We start from the raw sequence: 24,319 nt of genomic DNA, 5'->3' as shown, positions 1-24,319 counted from the left end.
GCCCTTTCGTCCGCTGTGGCGGCCCGTCCGCACCGCGTCGGCGCAGCCGTACCACGAGGGCGTCGAGCGCGGCACTGATCACCACCGTGGCCACCACCGTGACGATCAGCAGTGCGACGAAGAGCCTCCAGAAGTCCGGAGACAAGGACGTGGCCATGAGACGCCCCCCTTTCGTCGGGAGTCCGACTTGCCTTCCGACTTCATCGCACCGCCTGAGGAGCGAGTGCGCAGCGTGCCGAACGGCTTGCGCGGGGTGCCGAACGGGCAGACAGAGAGGGGGGAGCGCCTGTCCCGTGGAGTGGGTGCGGAGCCCACGGGCGCGGCCCGCAGGCCGGGGCGCATGGACGAGGAGAAGGGGCGCGAGCCCGCCTGATCCGACGCGCAGGCCGGAAGCGCCCCGCACCGGTTCCGGCCCGGCGGTGCGGAGGACCGTTCGGCCTCGCCATCGTGCGACAACAGGGCCGGACGGCGCGGGAAAGGCCCCCTGCGGCCCTGTCGACGGGCCTGCCGTGAGGACGAGCATCGGCTCCAGAGACGCCCGCGGAGCTCCGCGGGCGGCAACGCCAGCTGATGCGGAGGCAGTGATGGCGACGGTGACTCCGACGAACGCGGCAGTTCCGGGAACCGCGTGGCGCGGCTTCGCGGGGCGGCGGTGGCGCGAGCGCGTCGACGTGCGCGACTTCGTCCAGGCCAACTACACGCCCTACGAGGGCGACGCGGCCTTCCTGACCGGTGCCACGGGCCGCACCCGCGCGGTGTGGGAGAAGGTCAGTGCGCTCTTCCCCGAGGAGCGGCGCAAGGGAATCCTGGACGTCGACACGGCCACGCCCTCGACGATCACCTCACACGCCCCCGGATACATCGACCGCGACCTGGAGCTCGTCGTCGGCCTCCAGACGGACGCCCCGCTGAAGCGCGCGATCATGCCGAACGGCGGCCTGCGCATGGTCGAGAACGGGCTGCGCGCCTACGGCCGCGAACCCGATCCGTTCGTGACGAGGGTCTTCGGCACGTACCGCAAGACCCACAACGACGGCGTCTTCGACGCCTACACGCCCGGCATGCGGGCCGCCCGCAAGGCCGGAATCATCACCGGCCTGCCGGACGCCTACGGTCGCGGCCGGATCATCGGTGACTACCGGCGCGTGGCCCTGTACGGCACCGACCGGTTGATCGCCGCCAAGCGTGCCGAGCGCGCCGTGCTGGACGCCCGCCCCTCCACGGAACACGTGGTCCGCGATCGTGAGGAACTCGCCGAGCAGATCCGGGCGTTGGCGGAGCTGGCGGCCATGGCGGCCACGTACGGCTGTGACGTCACCCGCCCCGCCGTCACCGCGCACGAAGCGATTCAATGGCTTTACCTCGGCTACCTCGCCGCCGTGAAGGAACAGAACGGCGCCGCGATGTCGCTGGGCCGCACCTCGACCTTCCTGGACGTCTATCTCCAGCGGGACCTGGACGAAGGGGCCATCGACGAGCGCCGCGCCCAAGAGCTCGTCGACGACTTCGTCATCAAGCTGCGGATCGTACGCTTCCTGCGCACGCCCGAGTACGACGCCCTGTTCTCCGGCGACCCGACCTGGGTGACGGAGTCCATCGGCGGGATCGGCGTCGACGGCCGCCCCCTGGTCACCCGCACCTCCTTCCGCTTCCTGCAGACCCTCTACAACCTCGGCCCGGCGCCCGAACCCAACCTCACCGTGCTGTGGTCACCCCGGCTGCCCACCGGCTTCAAGGAGTTCTGCGCCCGCGTGTCCATCGACACGAGCGCGGTCCAGTACGAGTCCGACGAGCTGACGCGCCCGCGCACCGGCGACGACACCGCTATCGCCTGCTGCGTCTCGGCGATGGCCGTGGGCCGGCAGATGCAGTTCTTCGGCGCGCGCGTCAACCTCGCCAAGGCCCTGCTGTACGCGATCAACGGCGGCCGCGACGAGCTGACCGGCGAGCAGATCGCCCCCAAAGCGCCCGCGCTGCGCTGCGATTACCTGGAGTACGACAAGCTGCGGGCGGCGTACGACCGGATGCTCGACTGGCTGGCGCAGACCTACGTGGACGCGCTCAACGTCATCCACTACATGCACGACAAGTACGCCTACGAGCGCATCGAGATGGCGCTCCACGACCACCCCGTGCACCGCTTCATGGCCTGCGGCATCGCCGGGCTCTCGGTGGCCGTCGACAGCCTCTCCGCCGTCAAGTACGCGCGGGTGAAGGTGATCCGGGACGCCACCGGGCTGGCCGTCGACTACGAGACCGAGGGCGAGTACCCGGCCTACGGCAACAACGACGACCGCGCGGACGCGATCGCCGTGGCCCTCGTGGAGTCGTTCATGGCGAAGGTGCGCAAGCACCCCACCTACCGCGGAGCCGAGCACACCCAGTCCGTCCTGACCATCACCTCCAACGTGGTCTACGGCAAGCACACCGGCAACACCCCCGACGGACGCCGCGCGGGAGAGCCCTTCGCCCCCGGCGCCAACCCCATGAACGGGCGCGACCGCCATGGAGTGGCCGCCTCGGCGCTGTCCGTGGCGAAGATCCCCTACGAGCAGGCGTACGACGGCATCTCGCTGACGACCACGATCACGCCCGAGGGCCTGGGCCACCATCCGGACGACCGGCCCGGCAACCTGGTCGGCATGCTCGACGCCTACACGGCTTCCGGCGGCTTCCACATGAACGTCAACGTCCTGGACCGGGCCACGCTCAAGGACGCCATGGACCACCCTGAGAAGTACCCCGACCTGACCATCCGCGTCTCCGGATACGCTGTCAACTTCGTCCGCCTGACGCGCGAACAGCAGCTCGACGTGATCAGCCGCACCTTCCACGGAGCACTGTGAACACCGCGACCGACGAGGTGACGGGGCGCGTCCACTCCTGGGACCTGTCCACGGGGGTGGACGGCCCCGGAACCCGCTTCGTGCTGTTCGTCAGCGGGTGCCCGCTGCGCTGTCTGTACTGCGCCAACCCCGACACCTGGCACATGCGCGACGGGCAGCCGACCACCGTCGACGACGTCATGGCCCGCATCGGCACCTACCGGGCGTTCGTCACCGCCGCCGGGGGAGGGGTGACGCTCACCGGCGGCGAGCCCCTGCTCCAGCCCGCCTTCGCCGCCTCCGTCCTGCGCCGCTGCAAGGAGTCGGGGCTGCACACCGCCCTGGACACCTCCGGCTTCCTCGGCACCCGCGCCGACGACGCCCTGCTCGCCGACACCGACCTGGTGCTCCTGGACATCAAGTCCTTCGACGCCGCGGTGTACCGCCGGCTCACCGGTGGTGAACTCGCCCCCACCCTCCGCTTCGCCACCCGCCTGAACCGCCTCGGCGTCCCGATGTGGATCCGCTACGTCCTGGTCCCCGGCTGGACCGACGACGCGGCCTGCGTGGACGGCCTGAGCGCCTTCCTGGCCGGCCTGCGCCATGTCGAGCGGGTGGACGTCCTGCCGTTCCACAAGCTGGGTGCCCACAAGTACGAGTCCCTCGGTCTTCGCTTCGCGTTGCGCGACACGCCGGGGCCGGGGCCCGAGGTCGTCGAGCGGGTGCGGGGGCAGTTTCGAAGGCATGGATTGCGGGCGTTTTGAGCGGGTTGGGATTCCCCTGCCTTGGTGTACGAGGATGCACCCTCGTGCTCCCGTCCCTTGCCTCCTGAACGCCGGGCGACCTCGATGGCGTGGACTGCGGCGATGGTGCGGCTGATTCGGCTGGGGCTGCGACGGGCCTTGCGGAAGATCCGCCACTGCTTCAGCCGTGCGAAGGCGCGCTCGCCAGGGGCGCGAAGACGGCCGGGGCCCCGGCCGAACTGCGCGTACTGCTAGGGCAGAGCACCTCCGCAGTGCGGGGTGCGGATGGTCGCTCCGGCCTCGCGGTAGGCACGATCGAGCATCGGACGCTCGCCTACGCCATCGGGGGGAGGGAACGAGCGGGGCGGAATCCATGATCGATGGTGTTTGCTCGTGCCGCGTGGTGTTGTTCCTTCTGGTCAGCGCCGCGCGGCGTCAGCCGGGCGGGCGGCCTGGTTCAGCGTCGGCACAGGGCTGCCGTCACGGTCTCCTTAAGGTGCTCTACGGCTTCGTCGGTCTTCGGTTCAAGGTTCATCGTGACGCTGGCGGCGCGGCCGTCGTCGGTGGCCGCAGCCCAGGTCCCGAAGCCGGGGATGCCGCCGCTGTGGCCCCAGAAGGCGCACTTGTCCGACTGCTGAACCCGCATGATCCCCAGTCCCATGGTGTAACGGGAGTTCCCCTTTTGCATGGGGACGGTAGTGCGCATCTGCTTGCGCTGGGCCCGCTTGAGGAGAGGGTTGCCGTCGTCCTTGAGCAGCGCGGAGAAGAAGCGGTTGAGGTCGGAGTTGGTGGAGACCATCGCGCCGGCCGCCCAGGCCGCGGAGGGGTCGATCTCGGTGACGTTGCGTGAGGGCGCGCCCATGGGCTCCGGGCGGTAGCCCTGGGGGTGGCGTTCCCGGATGGTCGTCTCGCCGGGGGCGGGGAAGTAGGTGTGACGCAGCCCTGCCTTCTGGATGACGCGCTTGTCGATCTGCTGAGCGAGAGGTCGGCCTGTGACCCTCTCCACGATCAGTCCGGCCACGAGGTAGTTGGTGTTGCTGTACGACCATTTCTTGCCGGGTTCGAAGTCGGCCTTGTGCTTGAGGGCGATGTCAAGCGCGTCGCGGGGTGAGAGGTACCGGCGCTCCAGGATGTCGCCTGTGACGTCGTTCTCGTAGTCGGGAAGTCCGCTGGTGTGCTGCAGGAGCTGGCGCACTGTGATGCGGTCTCCGTCGATCCCCTTGCCCCGGACGAGTCCCGGCAGGTATTTGTCGATCGGCTTGTCGAGGCTGATCCTGCCTTCGCCGACCAGTTGCAGCACGACTACCGCGGTGAACGTCTTGGTGGCGCTGCCGATCCGCACCTGACCGTTCCGGGGCATCTTCGCGTGCGTGTCCCGGTCCCCTACGCCTGCGGTGTAGGTACGGACGTTCCCCTTGCCGTCCAACACGCTCGCCAGCGCGCCGGGTGCGTGGTCCGAGTGCACCAGCGTCTCCAGTCCCTGTCGCACAGGGTCCGGCCGGGCGGCGCTCGCGGGTGCCGCTATGCCGGCGGTGACAGCGGTGGCCAGGGCGAGGGTGGTCAGGGCGAGATGTCTACGCATCGAGGTTCCTCCAAAGGGTGGTGACGGGCCTTGGTGGCAACATCAACTCTGCCGGGATCAGGCGCCGTTGCCCATCAGGAATCACCCTGATCTGTCCCCAGCCTTCCCAGGAGCGGACTCCCGGTGGTCGCCCTGGGAGTGAACTCCCAGTTCGCGCTGAGACACGGCCCACCGGTCTACTGGGTGCGCCCCTCCGCCTCCATGTGGGGCACGTCCGTCTGGGCGTTGTGGCCATCGCAAGCGGCCCTGGCTTGTCCGGCCGTCGTCCGGGACGAGGATGTGGCGGGCGGTCTGGACGGTGGCAGAGGCGCACCACGTACGCGGTGTCCCGCTCCTGGCCATCCATCTGGGCAACGGCAGAAAGTCGTGGCGGGCACGGGCCCGCTCGGCCATCGTGCACCGAGTCGGCCCGCGCCCGCCTTCGACCGTGCCCTGGTGCGCGCGTCAGATGCACCCGCAGGAGCAGCTTCCGCGCGCTGCCGGGGCCCTCATTTCACCCCTCCCGGTGGCACTTCACAGTCGCGGCGCCGGACGCTCCCCCTGCTTGCCCTTGCCGGCCGCTCCGCAGAACTCCGCGTCGACCACGTTGCCCCTAGAGCTCCAGTCGCCGTTGGCGTTGTACGCGAAGGTGTGACGTCCGTCCGGTGTGGTCACGGTCTCCGTGATGGAGCCGGGGGTTCCACCGCTGTGGCTCCACAGCTTCGCGTGGCAGCTCGTCTTGACGCTGTACAGCCCGAGGCCGTAGCCGGAGTAGGCGGGGTCGTCGGGCGTGGGTACCGTCGTCTGCATTTCGGCGAGTTGCTTGTCGGGCATCAGCTTGCCGCGCATCAGGGCGCTGAAGAACCGGTTGAGGTCGCGAGTCGTGGAGATGCCGTCGCCTGCCGCCCAGGCCCAGGACATGTTGTTCTCGGTGACGTCGTGGATCCTCGTCGCGGCAGGGTCCTTGCTCAGCTTCGAGTACGCCCGGCTGCTCGGCTTCGGCAGGAAGGGATCGGCGCCCGGGAGGCGGGTCGTCCGCAGGTTGAGCGGGTTGATGACGCGCTCACGGATCTCGTGCTGGTAGCTGTTGCCGCTGACCTTCTCGATGATCAACCCGGCCAGGATGTAACCGGTGTTGGAGTACGAGTGCTTGGCTCCGGGCGTGAAGTCCGGCTTGTGTGCCAGTGCCACCCGTATCAGGTCCCGCGGTGTGTGGGTGTCGTAGCGGTGCGCGGGGAAGCCCTCCAGCAGGATGTCCTTCGCGAACTGCTTGTCGCTGGTGTAGTTGAAGAGTCCGCTGGTGTGGTTGAGGAGTTGGCGGACGGTGATCCTGCTGCCGTCGTTGCCGTTGCCCCGTACGAGGCCGGGGAGCCAGCGCTCCACGGTGTCGTCGAGGTCGAGCCTGCCCTCGGCCTCCATCTGCAGCAGCACGGTCGCCACGAACGTCTTGGTGATGCTGCCGATCCGGAACCGGTCGTCGGCGCTTCGAGGCTTGCCCGTCCTCAGGTTGCCGACACCCGAAGTGCTCCGCCAGGCACCACCCTTGTCCACTCCCGCGGCCACGACCCCGGGAACCCCGTCGGCCACCATGGCGTCCATCGCACGCTGGGTCGCCGCGTGCCCCTTCCTGGACTCGGCGTGTGCGGGGGCGGTGAACGCGGTAGCGGCCACTGCCGCCGCAGCGAGCCCCACCACTCCGGTGTGCACTCGTCGACGTACTGCCATGTCGTGCTCCTTTGCGGTCTGAGTGTGCCGTGCCGCAGTTCGCGGCACTCACCTGGCCCGTGCGCCTCTCGTGAAGCTTGAGGCGACGCGGTGGACCGTGGTCACAGGCATGGACTGCGCCCGGATGCAGGCCAGTTGACGCTCCTGGCGCATTTCGTCCGGGAGATCGACGTCGGCCAGGAGCACGGTCCTGCCTGGAGCCGTCCCGGGGGAGTCCGCTCCCAGGGCCGGGCTCGTCCTGGAGGCGGATGAACTTTCCTGCCCTGAATCCTCTTGGCGAAGGCCGGTAATCACCGGTGCCATCCAGCAGAGGGGTTCCTCCGTGCACGAGCACGTATCAAAGTCGCTTCCCGAGCTCCCGTCGGGGTGGCCGACGCCGGGTGTTGGCTGTCGCGGCCGCCGTGGTGTCCACCAACTCCGACTTCAACCGCTTCCTCTCCGTGCTGCTCAAGGACAAGGGCAACCCTGTCCTCAAGAGTGTCCAGCGCAAGCAGATGCGCACCACCGTCCGCGCCGAGGAGATAAGCCCAGGCGTCCGTTACGGGCTGGTCCTGGTGAGCAGATCCCTGTCGTGCAAAGGCCTGTACCGGGCCACGGCGGGACCCTTCCGGGCTACTACACCGCCGGGGAAGCCACCGATGACGGACGCTCCGCCAACATCGCGGTGACCATGATCCCAAGTGACGCGGCCGGGCAGCGTGAGGGGGCCACGGTGGATGCGGCCCGCTGCCGCTGACTCGCCTCGGTCCAGCCCTCTGCCCGCGCGGAGCCCGACACCGAGCAGAGGGATCGCGGCTCCCGTGGACGGGGCCGCGATCCCTCTCTTTCGGGTTCCTGCGCGGCCGTCCTCTGCCAGCACAGGACGGTCAGGTTCAGCCCACCGGGCTCGCCGACCGGGCCTCGACCAGGCCGGACTCGTAGGCCGCGATCACCGCCTGGGCACGGTCGCGGACACTCAGCTTGGCGAAGATGCTGGTGATGTGGTTCTTGACCGTGGAGGCGCTGATGCCCATCGCCGACGCGATCTCGGCGTTGTCGAGACCGGTGGCCAGCCGGTGCCACACCTCGACCTCGCGGGGCGTCAGCTTGCCCATGCTGGGCACCGGCGACGGCGGCTGCGGACGGCGGGGCGCGGTGACGTAGGCGGAGATCAGCCGGGTGAGCAGGCGGGGTGCCACGGCCGCCTCCCCGGTGTGCACGGTGCGCACGGCCGCCACAAGCTCCTCCGGAGAGGCGTCCTTGGGCAGGAATCCGCAGGCGCCGGCGCGCAGGGCGGCGACCACGTACTCGTCCATGTCGAAGGTGCTCAGCGCCAGGACTCGGCATGTGGGCAGCTCCCGCGTGAGCCGCTCGGTTGCCTGGACGCCGTCGAGAACCGGCATCCGGATGTCCATGACCACGACATGGGGCCGGTGCTGGTGCGCGAGCTCGACCGCCCGCTGCCCGTTGTCCGCCTCGGCCACCACGTCGAACTGGTCGTGGTTCAAGGCCAGGGCCACGCCCCGCCGCACGAGCGGCTGATCGTCCGCGATCAGTACCCTGATCCGTTCCGAGGGTTCCGTCACCCGAGCCGCTCCTTCTCGTCGACCGGCGCCACCGGCAGGGTGGCCGCCACCTGGAAGCCACCGCCGTCGAGGCGGCCGGCCACCAGGGTGCCGCCCTGTAGCGCGACGCGCTCACGCATGCCGATCAGCCCGTACCCGGTGCGGCCTGCTCGCGGACCACCCGTACCGCCCGCTGCCGCCAGGGCGGCCACCAGGGTGTCGGTCGGTGCGGCCGTGCCGTTGTCGGACACCTCGAGGGTGATCCGGTCCGGGTGGTACGTCAGCCGCACCCGCGCCTGGGCCTGGCCGGCGTGCTTACGGGTGTTGGTGAGGGACTCCTGGACGATCCGGAACACCGCCAGGCCGGTGCTCGGTGGCAGCGGGCGTTCCGCCCCGTGGACGGCGAAGTCGACGGGCAGGCCGGCCCTGCGGGACTCTTCGAAGAGCTGTCCGAGGCTCTCGACACCGGGTTGCGGCGTGGCCAGCGCCTGGTCCGGCTCGTCGTCGGCCCGGAGCACGTCGAGCAGCTGACGCATCTCTCGCAGCGCTATTCGCCCGGAGCCCTCCAGGGTGACCAGAGCGTCGCGCACCACCTCGCTGTCGCTCCCGAGGTTGGCTCTGGCGCCACCGGCCATCAGCTGCATGGTGGTGATGTGGTGGGCGACGATGTCGTGCAGCTCCCGTGCGATGCGGCGACGTTCCTGGGCCACCGCACGGTCGGCCAGCAGCCTGCGCCGGACCTCCACCATGTGCTGCCAGCGCTTCAGTGCCTCGGCCGCAGCGATGACCAGTGCCGCCGCGAGCACGCTGCTCACCACGTCCGCGACCGGCGGAGGCAATGGGTGTCCCCGGCCCAGCAGCGTCACGGCGGCCGCCACGAGAGCGGCCGGCGCCGCCACCACGAGACCGCGGGACCGGGCCACGGCGAACAGCGCCACGGCGAGCGTGCCGTTGAAGTGGTGCGACACCGGCTCACTCAGGTTCAGTGCCAGGCCGAGGACCAGCACACCCGCCAGTGACGCCAGCGGGTAGCGGCGCCTGGTGAGCAGCGGTACGGCCGCCAGTACGAGCAGGACCAACACAGTCGGGGAGACCGGCTGGCCGCCGTCCGGGCCGCCGACCGTGTAACCGAGGAGATCGACAGCCGCAGCCACGACAGCCACGAGCACGTCACTGGCGGTCCAGGGCAGGCCGTCGGCTCTCGGTGACGGCGGCAGGGGCCGGTGGTGGGTCGACATGCTGATGATGGTCCTTTCCATGGCCGGCCGATCCCGGCCTCCGCCGGTCTACCGCACCCCTCATTCGTGAGCCGTTCCCGCAGCGGCCCGCCATCCCGGAAGGGAACCGGCGCCCGCGGTCCATTCTCGCAATCGGCTCCCGGCCCCGGACAGACACCCGGGAGCGATGCCTGACCAGGACCCTGGTCCCAGTCAGGGCCATGCGCCGGACCCAGGTCCTACAGGCGTCCTCGTCCCCCGCGCGGACGACGGCGCCCGGTGGGTCGGCGTACAAGGCTCACCGCGGAGGATGAACCTCCACGCTGCGCAGCTGCCGTCCCAGTCGAAGGCAAGGCATCAAACGCGGGCCCCTGCAGGAAGATTCTCCTCGCCCCGGGAAGACCGTCAACCGGGCTCTACGGCACGAACGTCGGTCGAAGGCGGCGTCGCACGCCTGAAGTCGTGGCGGTCTTCCGCAGATCCCGGCGCAGCCCGAACCGCATGACGTCCATCGCGAAAGCCGTCCCCCCTGGAGCGGAAACGCTGAAGAAACTTGCTGTACGTCGTTGCCCGCGCCGGGGAAGCCAAGGCAGTCAGCTTCCGGCGTGCGGCTCGGCACCTGATCCGTAGTAGGCCGCCCGCATCAGCCCCTGCATGTCGTCCAGCATCGGCATCCGCGGGTTCGCGGGCGCGCACTGGTCCTCGTAGGCGTTCAGGGCCTGTTGGGGCAGGGCGTCGAGGAAGGTCTGCTCGTCGACGCCGAGGGACTGGAAGGACGGTTCGATGCCCACGGCGTCGCGCAGTTGCTCCACCGCGTGGGCGAGCGACTCCACGCCCTGCTGCGGGGTGGCGGCGGGCAGGCCGAGGGTGCGGGCGATGTCCTGGAAGCGTTCGGGGGCGCGGTAGTGCTCGTACTTGGGCCAGCCGGTGAGCTTCGCGGGGACGGTGCCGTTGTAGCGGATGACGTGCGGCAGCAGCACGGCGTTGGTGCGCCCGTGCGCGATGTGGAAGGTGGCGCCCAGCGTGTGCGACATCGCGTGGACGATGCCGAGGAAGGCGTTGCCGAACGCCATGCCCGCGACGGTGCCCGCGTTGTGCATCTTCTCCCTGGCCTCCGGCTGCCGGGCGCGGTCGTTCACCGCCGCCTCGATGTGCTCGAAGACCATGCGGATCGCGTGCAGGGCCGGGCCGTCGGTGAAGTCGTTGGCGTACACGGACACGTACGCCTCGACGGCGTGGGTGAGCGCGTCGAAGCCGCTGTCGGCTGCGAGCGCCGGCGGCAGGTCCGTGGTGAGCTGCGGGTCGATGATCGCCACGCTGGGCGTGAGCGCGTAGTCGGCCAGGGGGTACTTCTTGCCGGTGGCCGGGTCGGAGATGACCGCGAAGGGGGTGACTTCGGCGCCGGTTCCGGACGTCGTGGGCACGCAGACCAGCCGGGCCCGTGCGCCGAGGACCGGGAAGCGGAAGGCGCGCTTGCGGATGTCGAAGAACTTGTGCCGCATGTCGGCGAAGGCGATGTCCTTGCCGTCGGCCTGCTGCTCGTACAGGAGCCACATCACCTTCGCCGCGTCCATGGGCGAGCCGCCGCCGAGCGCGATGATGGTGTCCGGGCGGAAGTCCCGCATGAGGCGCGCGCCGCGCTGGACGGAGTCGATGCTCGGCTCGGGCTCGACGTCGTCGATGACCTGGACGGTGACGTTCTCCTGACGGTTGCGCAGGACGTGCCTGACGCGGTCGACGAAGCCGAGGCGGGTCATGGTCGCGTCGGTGACGACGGTGACGCGGTGGACGTCCGGCATGTCGGCGAGATAGCGGATGGCCTGCGGCTCGAAGTAGATCTTCGGCGGGACCTTGAACCACTGGAGGTTGTTGCGGCGCGTGGTCAGGCGCTTGATGTTCAACAGCTGCGCGGCGGAGACGTTGTTGGACACCGAGGTGCTGCCCCACGATCCGCAGCCGAGGGTGAGCGACGGCAGCAGGCTGTTGTAGACGCCGCCGATGGCACCCTGCGAGGACGGGGCGTTGACGATGATCCGCACGGCCCGCAGGCGCCTGCCGTACGCCTCCGCGAGTTCCTGATCCTCGGCGTGGATGACGGCGCTGTGGCCCTGGCCGTGGAAGGCGACCATGGCGGCGGCCAGGTCGAATCCCTCCTGCTCGGATCCGGCCCGCAGGACGGTGAGCACCGGGCACAGCTTCTCGCGGGTCAGCGGCTCCTGAGGGCCGACCCGTTCGGCCTCGACCAGGATGAGCGAGGTGTCGGCGGGCAGGGTGAAGCCCGCCTGCTCGGCGATCCAGACCGGGCTCCGGCCCACGGCCGCGGGGTTCACCTTGGGCGAGCAGCCCGAGCCCGCGGCCCCCGCGGGGAACAGGAACGCCTCCAGCTTCCTCTTCTCCTCGGCCGTGGCCAGGTGCGCGTGCAGGGTGCGGAACTCCGCCAGTGCCGCGTCGTGGATCGCGTCGTCCAGGATGACGGCCTGTTCGGAGGCGCAGATCATGCCGTTGTCGAATGCCTTCGACAGCACCAGGTCGTTGACCGCCCGGCGAAGGCGCGCGCTCTTGTGGACGTAGGCGGGAACGTTGCCCGCGCCCACGCCCAAGGCCGGTTTGCCTGCGGAGTAGGCGGCCTTGACCATGCTGTTGCCGCCGGTGGCCAGGATCAGTGCGACACCGGGGTGACGCATCAGTGCGCCGGTCGCCTCGATGGACGGGGCCTCGATCCACTGGACGCAGTGCTCCGGCGCTCCCGCGGCGACGGCCGCGTCGCGCACGATCCGCGCGGCCTCCGCGCTGCACCGCTGGGCGGAGGGGTGGAAGGCGAAGACGACGGGGTTGCGGGTCTTCAGGGCGAGGAGCGCCTTGAAGATCGTGGTGGAGGTGGGGTTCGTGACGGGCGTGATCGCACACACCACACCCACCGGTTCCGCGATCTCGACCATGCCCTCGGTGTCGTCACGGGAGATGACACCCACCGTCTTCATCGGACCCATGCTGTGCGTGACGTGCTCGCAGGCGAACATGTTCTTGACGGCCTTGTCCTCGAAGACGCCGCGCCCGGTCTCTTCGACCGCGAGGCGCGCCAGCACGGTGTGCTGGTCCAGGGCGGCGACCGAGGCCTTGTTGACGATGTGGTCGACCTGTTCCTGGGTGAGGTGCTCGTACGCGGTGAGGGTGGTGAGCCCGGCCGACACCAGTCGGTCGATCGTGGCAGCGGTGCCGGACGGCTCGTCCGCTCCGGAAGGGGGCGGGGGGTCGGTGTGGAGGGTCATGAGAGTGTGCCTCCGTCGTCGAGGGCCGGGCCGCGGCGCGGCTGGCGAGAAGAGGGGGCTCCGGGGCGTCGGAGCCCCCACCACCAGCAGCTTCGTTCATGTCCCTGGCGGGAGCCGATCCCCTCTTGGGCCACGAGTGAGGGGCTGACGGCCCTGAGAGGACGGGCCGATCGGCCCCGCGAGGGGCGTCACCTGCTGTCGCTCGTGTCCGTACCGGCGAGCGCCGCCCGGCCCGCCTCCAGCCGGGCCACCGGCACCCGGAACGGGGAGCAGGACACGTAGTCGAGCCCCGCCGCGTGGAAGAAGCCGACCGAGTCGGGGTCGCCGCCGTGCTCGCCGCAGACGCCGATCTTCAGTCCGGGCCGAGCCGCCCGGCCCTCGGTGACGGCGATCCGGACCAGCCGACCGACGCCCTCGCGGTCGATCGTTTCGAACGGAGACACCTTGAAGATGCCCTTGTCGAGGTAGGCGGAGAAGAAGGCCGCCTCGACGTCGTCGCGGGAGAAGCCCCAGGTGGTCTGGGTGAGGTCGTTCGTACCGAAGGAGAAGAACTCGGCCTCGCGGGCGATGCGCCCCGCGGTGAGCGCTGCCCGGGGAAGCTCGATCATGGTGCCGACCGGACACGACACCGGGACGCCCGCGGCCGCCGAGACCTCGGCGAGCACCTGTTCCACTTCCTCGCGTACGAGGCGCAGTTCCTCGACCGTGTCGATGAGGGGGACCATGATTTCGGCCTGCGGGTCGCCTCCTGCCCGCTTGCGCTCCACGACCGCTTCGGCGACGGCCCGCACCTGCATGGCGACCAGGCCCGGTGCCACCAGACCCAGACGCACGCCGCGCAGGCCGAGCATCGGGTTCTCCTCGTGCATGCGGTTCACGGCGTCGAGCAGGGTGGCGTCGTGCTCGCTGGTTCCCTCGCCGTGCGCCTCGGCGGCGGCGATGCGGACGGCGAGTTCGGTGCGGTCGGGAAGGAACTCGTGCAGCGGCGGGTCGAGGAGGCGGATGGTGACCGGCAGGCCGTCCATGGCCTGCAGAATGCCGACGAAGTCCTGCCGTTGCAGTGGCAGCAGCGCGTCCAGGGCTCGCTCGCGGTCCTCCTCGGTGCGGGCCAGGATCATTGCCTCGACCAGCTGTCGCCGGTCCCCGAGGAACATGTGCTCGGTGCGGCACAGGCCGATGCCCTGCGCGCCGAAGCGACGGGCCCGCGCCGCGTCCTGAGGGGTGTCGGCGTTGGCCCGCACCTCCAGGCGGCGGACGTCGTCCGCCCGGCCCATGGCGCGGGCCACGGCGTCGACGAGCCCGGCGGAGCGCTCACCCGTCTCGAAGTACCGCATGACCACGGAGTCGACGAGCGGAAGCGCCCCGGCGTACACGGCCCCCGTGGAGCCGTCGACGGAGATGACCGTGCCCTCCTCGACGGTGACACCGCTCGCCGTGAAACGACGTCCCTGCGGGTCCACGGCCAGTGCCTCGGCGCCGCACACGCAGACCTTGCCCATGCCGCGGGCGACGACGGCCGCGTGGCTGGTCTTGCCACCGCGGCTGGTCACGACGGCCTGGGCCGCGACCATGCCGGGCAGGTCGTCCGGGGTGGTCTCCTGCCGCACCAGGACGACGTTCTCCCCCGTGGCGGCGCGGCGCACGGCTTCGGCGCAGTCGAAGACCGCCGCGCCCACCGCGGCGCCGGGCGACGCCGGAAGGCCGTGCGCAAGGGCCTCGCCGGCGGCGGACGCGTCGAACCGCGGGAACATCAGCCGGGCCAGGCCTTCGCCGCCGACGCGGGCCAGCGCCTCGTCAGGAGTGATCAGCCCCTCGTCGACCAGGGCGGCGGCGATGGCGAAAGCAGCCTCGGCGGTCCGCTTGCCGACCCGGGTCTGCAGCATCCACAGCGTGCCGCGCTCGATGGTGAACTCGATGTCGCACAGGTCCCGGTAGTGGGTTTCCAGGGTTGCCAGATGCCGGCGCAGCAGCGCGTACGACGGCGGATCCAGGAGCTGGAGTTCGGTCAGCGGCACAGTGTTGCGGATGCCCGCGACCACGTCTTCGCCCTGGGCGTTGGACAGGTAGTCGCCGTACGGTCCGTCGCGGCCGGTCGCCGGGTCGCGGGTGAAGGCGACGCCGCTGCCCGAGTCGGGGCCGACGTTGCCGAAGACCATGCGCTGGACGTTGATGGCGGTGCCCAGATCGTCGGCGATGTGTTCGCGGCGGCGGTAGAGGCGGGCCCGCTCGCCGTTCCAGGACGCGAAGACGGCGCGGATCGAGCGGCGCAGCTGCTCGGCGGGGTCCTGGGGGAAGTCCAGGCCCGTCTGTTCGCGGATGAGGTTCTTGTACGTCTCGACGAGCCGGGCGAGGTCGGAGGCGTCCAGGTGCAGGTCGTCCGGGGCGCCACGGGACTCCTTCAGGCCGGCGATGGCCTCCTCGAACAGGGCGGCGTCGACGCCCATCACCGTACTGCCGAACATCTGGATGAGCCGACGGTAGGAGTCGAAGGCGAAGCGCTCGCTCCCGGACACCTTGGCCAGGCCCCGCACTGAGTCGTCGGTGAGGCCGATGTCGAGGACGGTCTCCATCATGCCGGGCATGGAGAAGCGCGCCCCGGACCGCACGGAGAGCAGCAGCGGATCGTCCGCCTGCCCGAGCCGGCGCCCGGCGCCCCGTTCCAGGGCGGCCAGATGTGCGGCGATCTCGTCGGCGAGGCCGTGCGGTTCGGTTCCGGTGGCGAGGTAGGCGCGGCAGGCTTCGGTGGTGACGGTGAAGCCGGGTGGCACGGGCAGGCCGAGCCGGGTCATCTCGGCCAGGTTGGCGCCCTTGCCGCCGAGCAGGCCGGCCATGTCGCGGGTGCCCTCGGTGAACGCGTACACGTACTGGACCATGGCGGTGTGCTTCCTTCCTCCGGGGGTTCGGGGGAGTGGCGCTGGCGGCCGGTCGCTCCTCGTACGCGGCCGATCGGTCGCTTCAGCCTTGAGCACGGGGCGCGCGTCGTGACAGGTGCTGGAAGTCCTTGATGCCGGCCCGTCAGGCCCACACCTCCGCGTCGGACGGTCCGTGACGCGTGGTCCCGCTCGCGCGGCCGTCCGGCACCGCCTCGCCCGCCTCCGCCACCGGCTCGACGACCGCCCGGTCGTCGGACCCGGGCAGCGGCAAGGCACGACGGCGGGAGCCGGGCCCGCCCGGTCCCACCCCACGTGACGCGTTGTGCCTCCTGGCAGGGTCCTTGCCCGAGCTGGAAGCCAGTCGTCGTACGCGTCGTACGGGTACCGAAACCATCCGGGCCGCGCCCAGGGCCCGTACGCCCCGGCGGGCGGTGGCCGCACTCGTGCCGGTGGCGAGTCCGTCGTCGACCACCACGGCCGTGCGCCGGGCAGGCGGCCTGGTGCCTCCTTACCGGAGCACGCGACGCTGCACCGGATCACGCGGGGCTGCAGTTCCGCGCGTTCGCTCGCTTCGCAACCGCCCGCTCTTCGGCGCCGAGCCGGGTCTGGCGAACCACGTCGTCGTTGAGGCCGCGGTGCCGTCCTCGCCGATCGCTCCGAAACCGACCTCCGGCCGGTCCAGCACGCCCGGCTTGCACGCGGCGATCACGTCCAGGAGGCGCCCCGTTTCCGTGCCATCTGCAACGCCACAGGCGCCCCGTCGCGCGACAGCGTCGGAATCATCTGGTCGGAGCCGCGCAAGTGACACGGTGCGAAGGCCAGCTCCCGTCCGGCCGTCCCTCGGCAGACGCATCGCATGCCCGCCCCCGGCCGTCGGACCAGGCCACAGCGGCCGTCTCCTCCTCACTGCAGCCGGTGGCCGTCCGGTCCGACAGGAACGACCGGCCCCGTTCCGGAGTCGTCCGGGCCCTGCTCGACGCCCGTGCAACCGACGCACAACGCCACCCGGCACCGCTCCCGCGGGTCACGGAGGCCGATCGGCCCCCGCCGCTGCCCTCATCGGCCCTGCCCCGCACCGGCACGTGGCGGCAAGACTGGGCATGACCGCAGAAGGCGGCTCCGACCACGACCGTGACCGAAGTCCCCGCTGCGAGCGCGAGGTGAGACGAGCAGACGCCGCAGGACGATGTCGGGGCGGGGTCAGCCAGGCCCACGAATTCCTCCTCTCCCGCGGCCTGCAGGAAGGCGTGCGATGACACTGACGATCGCGTTGGCAGGTGACACCATGCTCGGCTGCGGGGTGGCCGACGAACTGCGACGGACCCGGCCGCGGCCGCTGTTCTCGGAACGGATCCGGGACCTGACCGCGCAGGCGGACCTGTTCGTCCTCAACCTGGAGTGCGCCGTCTCCGAGCGGGGCACCCCCGCCCCCGTCCCGGGCAAGCCCTTCCTCTTCCGCGCCCCGCCCCGGGCAGTCGCGGTCCTGACCGAACTGGGCGTCGACGCGGTCTCGCTCGCCAACTACCACGCCCTGGACTACGGCGCCGACGCCCTGTCCGACACCCGGCTGCTGCTCGCCGGGTCCGGCATTCAGGCGGTCGGTGCCGGTGCGGACGCCGACGATGCCAGGGCCCCCGCGATCCTCAAGGCCGGCGGTCTCACCGTCGGGCTCGTCGCTGTCACCGACCACCCCGCGGACTGTGCCGCCGGACCCGGCAGGCCCGGTGTGGCACACGCCGACCTCAGACGCGGCGTACCGGACTGGCTGGCCGACCGCATCCTGGCTGTACGCCGCGACACCGACGTCACCCTGGTCAGCGTGCACTGGGGACCGGCGATGGTGGGCCGCCCGGCACCGTACGTGCGCCGCGCGGCCGACGCCTTCGTCGAGGCGGGGGCGACGCTGGTGGCAGGCCACGCGGCCCATCTCTTCCACGGGTTCACCCGTCATGTCCTGTTCGACCTGGGCGGTTTCATCGACGATTACGCCACGCATCCCGCGCTCCGCAACGACCTGGGGCTGCTCTGGCTGGTGACGCTCGACGAGGACGGACCGCAGCGCACGGAGGCCGTTCCCATCGCCCTGGACCACGCCCACACCCGCCTGGCCGACCAGGCTGAGTACGACTGGATCGCGGACCGGCTCACCGGCGCCTGTTCCGCGCTGGGAACCACGGTCAAGCGCCGGGGCAACTCCCTCGTCGTGAACTGGCCGTCCGGGCGCTCGAAGGAGGAATCGAAATGACCAACCTGCTGGAATGGCGGCCACCCGTGCTGCCGGACGTTTTCGACTGGCTCGAATCGGGCCTCACAGGGCTGCCGATGCGGCGGACCGCCGCCGCGCTGCACGGCATCCGGATCGAGGAACAGCTCACGGACGACGCCTACCGCATGCGAGCCGAGCTCCCCGGCCTGGACCCGGAGAAGGACATCGAGATGACCGTTGCCCAAGGCGTGCTCACGCTGCGGGCGGAGCGCAGCGAGCAGACTGAGCGCAAGCACCACAGTGAGTTCCGCTACGGCTCCTTCGCCCGTGCCGTACGGCTGCCCGCCGGAGCGCGGGAGGACGAGATCCAGGCGGAGTACAAGGACGGCATCCTCATCGTGACCGTCCCGCTCACCGCCACGAAGAAGACCGAGGGGAAGACCATTCCGGTCCGCCGCGTCACCGGCTGACGCGGTGGCCGCGCCGCCCGCGGTGTGCGGACGCCGGACGCCCGGCGTCCGCACACCACGGAGGTGCCCGCACTTCGGCCCCGCGCCTGTAGGCCTGCGCCGCAGGCAGTCTTTCGGCATGCTCAGCCTGGAGGTGCGCCATGCGGATCCAGCACGCCATGTCCTCACCTGCCGTCGCCGTGCCGGACACGGCTTCGGTGCAGGACGTGGCCCGGCGCATGAGGCGTTCGGGCGTCGGGACCCTGTTCGTCGTCGCCGACGACAACCGTCTGCTCGGCACGGTGACCGACCGCGACCTGGTCATCCGCGTCCTTGCGCGAGGTGCATCGGCGCAGGTCCGGGTGGGCACGGTGATGACCGAGCGGCCGGTCGCCGTCGACGTCGAAGACGACCTCATGGCCGCCTACCGCACCATGCGCGCACGGCGGGTGCTGTGCGTTCCCGTCGTCTCCGGGAGCCGGCTCGTGGGGGTGGTGACCTTCGACGAGCTGGTCCGGCTCTCGACGCGGGGGCTCGCGGAGCCTCAGGGCGCGGTGGACAGCCTGCTGGAGCAGGCCGCTCCGTTCCGGGCCACGTGAGGCCGCCGTAGGCTCACGTGCTCAGTGAGCAGCCGCTGCCCGTCCTGTACACGGTGCTGCGCGGCGGACAGCGAGTCGAAGACGAGAAAAGCGCGGTCGAGCTTACACATCCGCAGCATGCGTAGGGTGAACGGCCGGTCCACCACGAGCCGTAGCCGCAGCCCTCGCGCGGCCAGTCGGTTGTGCGCGGCACACAGCACTCCGAGGCCGCTGCAGTCGATGAACGTCACGTGGCGCAGGTCCACGATCAGCTCCCGTTTCTGGTCGCCCGTCAGCTCGTGCAGGGTGCGTGCCAGCGCCTTCACAGCGGCGATGTCCACTTCGCCGTGCAGCTCGGCCACCAGGGCCTGGCCCGCTTGCCGTCGTCTCATTCGGAAGGCGTCCCGCTGGGGCATGGGTCCTCGACTCTGCCGTTTCGACCTCATGGAGGCGGCCGGCGGCCCCTGAGGGCGACGCGGCTGCCGACGTTCGCACTATTGCCGCTGTCACGTGCCGCCACACACCCGGAACCGGCCATTCTCTCGTCCGTGGAGTCGCACGCCGTCCTGAGCGCGCCGCTGGTGGCGGCACGCTCAGGACGCCTGGCTCCGGTACTACTTGGTCGTGGTGTAGGCGCCGTAGACGGTCTGGGTGAGGGTGTTGCCGTGCACGTCGGTCACCTTGGCCCGCAAGGAGACCGAGCCGGGGGCCTTGGGGTGCGTCAGCGTGGTGTACGCGCCGTTGACGACCTTCGTGGCCTTCCAGGTCGCGCCGCCGTCGTACGAGACCTCGAGCGTGAGCTTCTTGAGGTTCTTGCCCTGGGCGCTGCCCTGGACGGCGAACGGGACCTTCAACGTGGTGCCCGCCTTGGCCGTACCCGCCAGGCTCAGGATCGGGCTGAACCGCACCGCCGAAGCGGCGAGCCGGCTCTCCTGGCCGGGAGGCGTCCGCTGAGAGGTGAACGTCCAGGCCCCCGTGACGCGGGTGGTGACGGCCGTGACGGTCGACGGCCGGTACACGTCGGTCGTCAGTCGATAGGCCGCCTTCCCCGCGGGAACCGGGATCCAGTCGGTCTCCGGCAGCCAGTCGCTCCGCCAGACCTGCTTGCCGTCCTGGTAGAGCGCTGTCTTGGCGGTCCGGAAGGCGGAGTAGCCGGAGTGCCCCTTCCCGTCGGTGAACAGCGGAATCGAGGCGCGGATGCCGTCACCGGAGCGAAGGATGCCGGCCTCGCCCGACAGGGACGGGCCGAAGACCGCCGTATTGAACCGGTCGGCGTAACTCTTGCCCGCGGTGTAGGCCTTGGGCCCGCAGCTGTACGAAGTGTCCGGCTCCTGCCATGCGTTGAGCTGCTGGAACTCGAAGCCCCACCGGACCCCGGACGTCTTGAGGTATTCGACCGACGTGCCGGGCAGGCTGTGACGGACGCTGAGGCCACCGGTCCAGACGCGGTCCATGTGCGGAGTCACGACCAGCGCCCCGGACCTGTTCCGTACCGAGGCGCCGAGACCGAGGGTGACCTTGGCCAGTTCCTTGACCGACGTCTTGTGGTTGAAGCCGGTGTACACGGAGCCGGTGCGGGTGTACGGCAGACGGTAGTTGACGACCGTGCCGGTCGAGGCCGCGCGCTGCCAGACTCCGCTGACGTACGCCATCAGGTCTCCGGCGGGCAGCTGGGGGCCGAGGTGCGCGGTGCGCAGGCCGCGGAAGTCCTCCAGCCACTGGGAGGCGGCGAATCCACGACCGTTGTAGGAGCCGTTGTAGCCGACGGACCCCCACCGCTGTTCCGCCTTGGCGTCGGGTACTGAGACGGTGATCGGCTTGGCCTTGCGTGCATCCAGCTGCACGGTGGTGTCCTTGGTGAGGTTGAGCATCGGCTGGGCGAGCCAGTCGGTCCCGGTGATCCGTCCTCCGGCCATGGTCAGCAAGGTGCTGTCCAGCGTGTAGTGGCCCCTGCGCAGATGCAGGGTGACCGTGCCGTCCGCGTCGTACGGGAAGTCGTAGTAGTCCTGGTCCAGGCCGGAGAGGGACGTCGAATAGTCCCCGGTCGCTTTGCCGGAGCGCCCGGTGTGCCGGAGCGTCAGGCTGTACGACTCGTGCTCGCGGTCCACGGTCAGCGCGGTCCGCACCGACTGGCCGTCGCCGGTCGCCTGAAGCACCCCGGAGAAGACGCCGGTCACGGTGCCCGTCCTGGTGTCCGCGGTGACGGTCGCTGTCGCGGTGCCGCCCGCGGGCACGGTCAGGGTCGTCGGTTCGACGGTGAACAGGCTCGTGGGCTGGGAATTGTTGTCCGGCGCGTACGTGGTGGCGGCCAGATCCAGTCGGACCGACGCGGTGCCGTCGTTGCGGTACGTGAGGGACTTGCGCAGGGGCTCGTCGTCGCCGTGCGGCCAGCGTTGGAGACCGAAGTCGAGCACGCCGGGCTCGGCCACAGTGCTCTGCTCGACGGCTCGGGCGACGTCCAGCCGCCCCGTGCCCTGCTGGAACGGTGACAGGGGTGACGACGCCGCGTCGCCCCGAGCGGTGGCGGTGAGCGCCGCCTTGATGCGCGCTCCGGACCAGGACGGGTGCTCCTGGGCCAGGATCGCGGCCGCACCGGCCACGTGCGGGGTGGCCATCGAGGTGCCCGACAGCGACACGTAACCGTCTACGACCGGGTCCCCGATCTGTCCGTGGGCCGACTTCGCCGCGACGATGCCGACGCCTGGGGCGGTCAGATCGGGCTTGAGCGCGCCGGCCGCCGTCGGTCCGCGGCTGGAGAATTCGGCGAGTTCCTCGGCCCGGCCCACCGCGCCCACGGTCAGCGCCGCGTCCGCGCTGCCCGGTGTCAGGACGCTCCGCTCACTGGGCCCGTTGTTCCCGGCCGCGATCACGAACAGCGTGCCGTGCTCGGCCGACAGCGTGTTGACCGCCTCCTCCATCGGATCGGTCTGCGGCGTGTCCCCGCCGCCGAGGCTCATGTTGACGACCTTCGCTCCCTCGTCGGCGGCCCACTGCATCCCGGCGATGATCCAGGACTCGTAGCCCATGCCCCCGTCGTTGAGGACCTTGCCGTCGAGCACGCGCGCGCCTGGTGCGACGCCTTTGTACGTGCCGTCCGACTTCGCACCCGAGCCCGTGGCGATGGACGCGACATGCGTGCCGTGCCCGAAGCGGTCGAGGCTGTCGGGAGAGTCGGAGAAGTTGCGCTCCGCGACCTCGCGGGTTGAGAGGTCCGGGTGGCTCTGATCGACGCCGGTGTCCAGCACGGCGATGGTGACGCCCTTGCCGTCATAGCCTGCCTGCCAGGCCTTGGGTGCGCCGACCTGCGGCACGCTCCTGTCGATGGTGGCCCGTCGCTTGCCGTCCAGCCACAGGGTCTCGAGCCCTCCGACCGCGCGGCGGTCGCCCTCGTGCTTCTCGTCGGTGAGGGCTTCCCACACGCTTCCCGCGTCCTTCCTCCGGACGCTCGCGGTTTCGGCGTTGATGGCGGGCAGGGCGCGACCGACCTGGGCGGGGGAGTGTCGCAACTCCTTCTTGGCGGTGCCGCCCGCGCCCCGATAGCCGACGATCAACGGAAGCCGTGCCCGGCTCCCGTCGTCGTAGCCGGATGTGACGAGAGCGCGGATGTCGAAGAGGCGCAGGTCGAGTCGGCCCGCGCGGATCAGGGTGACGGCGTCCCTGGGGATGACGTAGGTGTGTGCCCCGGAGCGGGAGACGGACACGGGAACGTCCTCCCGGCCCTTCGCGGGGCGGAACCCGGTGAGGGCGCCCTCGGCATTCGTGGTGACCCGGTCGCCTGTGATCAGTGTCAACTGCTTCGGCGCGTCCGTACGGGCCTCGGCAGTGATCGCTGCTGACGGTGCGGCTTCAGCGGTGTCAGCCTCTCGCCCCCCGCCGACGGCACTGGCCCCGGAGGGCATCACCAGCGCCGTTGTGGTCAGTGCCGCAGCCAGCGAGGCTCTGAGGAGCCCTTTCTTCGTCTTGCGCATGTCCCCTCCCAACCGGCGCTCTTTATCGAGCGCACAGCACGAACAACGCGGCGCCTGACGACCTCGAACCTCCCCGTTCGGGGCCCGGTTCCCTGCACCGCAGGTGATCAGCGGCGGTGCGTGACACCGATGGCGAACGAGCTGTCGCCGAACACCGGACAGGCGACCGCGACCAACGACCCGATCGGGACGAGCGCATTCATCTGAGCCCTCCCTCGGGTCGCCGGGCGTACTTCAACTGTTCAGGGCGGGCGGAGGGCATGACATGAGGCCGGGCGGTCCTTGTCGTGGTCCGTCCTGTACCTTGCTGCGGCACCGTCCTCCGCGCGCGGGCCTCGTCGTGCGCGAGGGGTGGCCTGTGGAGGCGTTACGCCAGTCCTTGAGACGGATGCCGTCGGCGGTTCGCGGGCAGACGGTCAGCAGCGGTCCAAGGACGTGCACGCCGCGATCCGGCCCGGCGGCGTCGGCCTCATCGTACGGAGCGCCCGGCTCCCCCCACGGGATCCTCGGAGCCGGGCGCTCCCTTTGTGTGGTTCCGCCAGTCGCGGTAGTCGTCGTAACGACCGCCGAGCGCGCGGAACACCAAACGCCCCAGGAAGTCGTAGTGACTGCGTTCCACGACACCGGCGAACAGATGGTAGCCGCGCGGTTCGAGGACGCGGTGGTAGCGGCTCAGCTGGCGGGGTGGGATGACGCCCACACGGGCCGTACGGCCTGTCACATGTGCTACGCCGGTGCGGAACAGCCGCACCAGATATCGGATGAGCAGGGAGGTGTGGTGACGCAGGTAGCCCTGGGCCTCCGGTAGCCAGGAGGCCTGGTGGATGGCGCTGCCCAGAACGAAGGCGTCGTAGGCGCCGTTCTCCCGGTGCGGACGCAGGGCTCTGACGTCGGCGGTCAGATCGTGTTCGGTGAGCCGGGCGGCGATGCGTTTCGCGACGTACCGGGTGCAGCCGTGTGCGCTGGCGTATCCCACGAGGACGGCCATGGGGCGAATTCCTCTGTGCGGGAGGGGGCACGTCGGCCGCTTGCCAGGGAGCGGCACGACGGGGGACGCGTGCCGCTCCCGGACGGGCTCTTCGCTCACCGTGACCCGTGTGGGGCCGGGTCCTGGCGTTCTCCCGGTTTCCCGAGGGCACTTCCTGTGGTGAGGGGCACCCGGAGAGGCACGAGTGACCAGTGGTGTGCGGCCGGGTGATGTCCAGGAGCAGAAGCCGTGGTTGTGCGGGTGCCAGGGGACTGGGGCACCACACCGTGCACCTTACTGATCTTTTCGTAAGTTCGGTGGGTGTTGTGGTGGTGTGGGTGGGAGGATTCCGGGGTGGCGTATGGACCCTCGCGTTCGGGTGATGGCTTGTCTC

Annotated in this window: 16 protein-coding genes; 6 read left to right on the top strand and 10 right to left on the bottom strand. The window is 70.5% G+C overall.

All coding sequences use genetic code 11. The features are described from left to right. Positions 1-584 precede the first annotated feature (584 nt). Together pflB and pflA are read left to right on the top strand one after the other, a co-directional pair. Positions 585-2,846, top strand: coding sequence for a formate C-acetyltransferase (gene pflB, locus IG74_RS0131750; protein WP_037826364.1), 2,262 nt, complete (start codon positions 585-587; stop codon positions 2,844-2,846). Beyond that, positions 2,843-3,589 (top strand): pyruvate formate-lyase-activating protein, encoded by a 747-nt coding sequence (gene pflA, locus IG74_RS0131745; RefSeq protein ID WP_030684371.1) that lies wholly within the window; start codon positions 2,843-2,845, stop codon positions 3,587-3,589. Before pflB ends, pflA begins: the two co-directional genes overlap by 4 nt. Positions 3,590-4,025: 436 nt before the next feature. On the opposite strand, the gene IG74_RS0131740 is transcribed toward pflA, so the two are convergent. Continuing rightward, positions 4,026-5,150, bottom strand: coding sequence for a serine hydrolase domain-containing protein (locus IG74_RS0131740; protein WP_051855729.1), 1,125 nt, complete (start codon positions 5,148-5,150; stop codon positions 4,026-4,028). Positions 5,151-5,663: 513 nt separating this feature from the next. Then, positions 5,664-6,854 (bottom strand): serine hydrolase domain-containing protein, encoded by a 1,191-nt coding sequence (locus IG74_RS0131735; protein WP_051855728.1) that lies wholly within the window; start codon positions 6,852-6,854, stop codon positions 5,664-5,666. Positions 6,855-7,234: 380 nt separating this feature from the next. On the opposite strand from IG74_RS0131735, the gene IG74_RS52305 reads away from it, so the two are divergent. Then, a complete protein-coding gene (locus IG74_RS52305) occupies positions 7,235-7,522 on the top strand; it encodes a hypothetical protein (protein ID WP_158857843.1) in 288 nt (95 codons plus the stop codon). A gap of 204 nt (positions 7,523-7,726) precedes the next feature. Here IG74_RS52305 and IG74_RS0131725 read toward each other — a convergent pair whose 3' ends face one another. The 5 genes from IG74_RS0131725 to IG74_RS54250 all read right to left on the bottom strand — a co-directional run bounded on the left by IG74_RS0131725 (position 7,727) and on the right by IG74_RS54250 (position 16,028). After that, positions 7,727-8,419 carry a response regulator transcription factor gene (locus IG74_RS0131725; RefSeq protein WP_037826363.1) on the bottom strand — a complete coding sequence of 231 codons (693 nt, stop codon included), beginning with the start codon at positions 8,417-8,419 and terminating at the stop codon, positions 7,727-7,729. After that, positions 8,416-9,636: a sensor histidine kinase gene (locus IG74_RS0131720; protein WP_051855740.1), complete on the bottom strand. Its 1,221-nt coding sequence runs from the start codon at positions 9,634-9,636 to the stop codon at positions 8,416-8,418. The genes IG74_RS0131725 and IG74_RS0131720 overlap by 4 nt, the downstream gene beginning before the upstream one ends. Before the next feature lie 572 nt (positions 9,637-10,208). Continuing rightward, positions 10,209-12,884: a bifunctional acetaldehyde-CoA/alcohol dehydrogenase gene (gene adhE / locus IG74_RS0131715; RefSeq protein ID WP_030684365.1), complete on the bottom strand. Its 2,676-nt coding sequence runs from the start codon at positions 12,882-12,884 to the stop codon at positions 10,209-10,211. A 188-nt stretch (positions 12,885-13,072) separates the two neighbouring features. Continuing rightward, on the bottom strand, positions 13,073-15,757 hold the full coding sequence (gene ppdK, locus IG74_RS0131710) for a pyruvate, phosphate dikinase (RefSeq protein ID WP_030684364.1): 2,685 nt from the start codon (positions 15,755-15,757) through the stop codon (positions 13,073-13,075). 142 nt (positions 15,758-15,899) lie between these two features. After that, on the bottom strand, positions 15,900-16,028 hold the full coding sequence (locus IG74_RS54250) for a hypothetical protein (protein ID WP_267885617.1): 129 nt from the start codon (positions 16,026-16,028) through the stop codon (positions 15,900-15,902). Between the two features lie 981 nt (positions 16,029-17,009). On the opposite strand from IG74_RS54250, the gene IG74_RS0131700 reads away from it, so the two are divergent. The 3 genes from IG74_RS0131700 to IG74_RS46410 all read left to right on the top strand — a co-directional run bounded on the left by IG74_RS0131700 (position 17,010) and on the right by IG74_RS46410 (position 19,011). After that, entirely contained in the window at positions 17,010-18,002 is a 993-nt protein-coding gene (locus tag IG74_RS0131700; RefSeq protein WP_051855726.1) for a CapA family protein, read from the top strand. Continuing rightward, complete coding sequence (locus IG74_RS0131695) at positions 17,999-18,433, top strand: Hsp20/alpha crystallin family protein (protein ID WP_030684362.1); 435 nt, start codon at positions 17,999-18,001, stop codon at positions 18,431-18,433. Before IG74_RS0131700 ends, IG74_RS0131695 begins: the two co-directional genes overlap by 4 nt. A gap of 140 nt (positions 18,434-18,573) precedes the next feature. After that, positions 18,574-19,011: a cyclic nucleotide-binding/CBS domain-containing protein gene (locus IG74_RS46410; protein WP_030684361.1), complete on the top strand. Its 438-nt coding sequence runs from the start codon at positions 18,574-18,576 to the stop codon at positions 19,009-19,011. Here the strand turns inward: IG74_RS46410 and IG74_RS48190 are convergent. The 3 genes from IG74_RS48190 to IG74_RS0131670 all read right to left on the bottom strand — a co-directional run bounded on the left by IG74_RS48190 (position 18,957) and on the right by IG74_RS0131670 (position 23,946). Then, the gene (locus IG74_RS48190) at positions 18,957-19,382 is read right to left on the bottom strand and encodes an STAS domain-containing protein (protein ID WP_234334514.1); all 426 of its coding nucleotides are present in this window, start codon (positions 19,380-19,382) and stop codon (positions 18,957-18,959) included. The genes IG74_RS46410 and IG74_RS48190 overlap by 55 nt on opposite strands. 222 nt (positions 19,383-19,604) lie before the next feature. Then, positions 19,605-22,781: a S8 family peptidase gene (locus IG74_RS0131680; RefSeq protein WP_051855722.1), complete on the bottom strand. Its 3,177-nt coding sequence runs from the start codon at positions 22,779-22,781 to the stop codon at positions 19,605-19,607. Between the two features lie 646 nt (positions 22,782-23,427). After that, entirely contained in the window at positions 23,428-23,946 is a 519-nt protein-coding gene (locus IG74_RS0131670; RefSeq protein ID WP_030684358.1) for a flavodoxin domain-containing protein, read from the bottom strand. Positions 23,947-24,319: the final 373 nt, after the last annotated feature.

Source organism: Streptomyces sp. NRRL B-1347, from assembly GCF_000720325.1.
GTDB lineage: Bacteria > Actinomycetota > Actinomycetes > Streptomycetales > Streptomycetaceae > Streptomyces.
The sequence above is the reverse complement of the archived record's forward strand: the minus strand, read 5'-3'. Positions and strand labels throughout refer to the sequence as shown.

Bases quoted from the DNA above. Each gene is read 5' to 3' on its own strand.
- IG74_RS48190 (WP_234334514.1), bottom strand. From the start codon at position 19,382: ATGAGACGACGGCAAGCGGGCCAGGCCCTGGTGGCCGAGCTGCACGGC.
- IG74_RS46410 (WP_030684361.1), top strand. From the start codon at position 18,574: ATGCGGATCCAGCACGCCATGTCCTCACCTGCCGTCGCCGTGCCGGAC.
- IG74_RS0131740 (WP_051855729.1), bottom strand. From the start codon at position 5,150: ATGCGTAGACATCTCGCCCTGACCACCCTCGCCCTGGCCACCGCTGTC.
- ppdK (WP_030684364.1), bottom strand. From the start codon at position 15,757: ATGGTCCAGTACGTGTACGCGTTCACCGAGGGCACCCGCGACATGGCC.
- IG74_RS0131700 (WP_051855726.1), top strand. From the start codon at position 17,010: ATGACACTGACGATCGCGTTGGCAGGTGACACCATGCTCGGCTGCGGG.
- IG74_RS0131720 (WP_051855740.1), bottom strand. From the start codon at position 9,636: ATGTCGACCCACCACCGGCCCCTGCCGCCGTCACCGAGAGCCGACGGC.
- IG74_RS0131670 (WP_030684358.1), bottom strand. From the start codon at position 23,946: ATGGCCGTCCTCGTGGGATACGCCAGCGCACACGGCTGCACCCGGTAC.
- pflB (WP_037826364.1), top strand. From the start codon at position 585: ATGGCGACGGTGACTCCGACGAACGCGGCAGTTCCGGGAACCGCGTGG.
- adhE (WP_030684365.1), bottom strand. From the start codon at position 12,884: ATGACCCTCCACACCGACCCCCCGCCCCCTTCCGGAGCGGACGAGCCG.
- IG74_RS0131695 (WP_030684362.1), top strand. From the start codon at position 17,999: ATGACCAACCTGCTGGAATGGCGGCCACCCGTGCTGCCGGACGTTTTC.
- IG74_RS0131735 (WP_051855728.1), bottom strand. From the start codon at position 6,854: ATGGCAGTACGTCGACGAGTGCACACCGGAGTGGTGGGGCTCGCTGCG.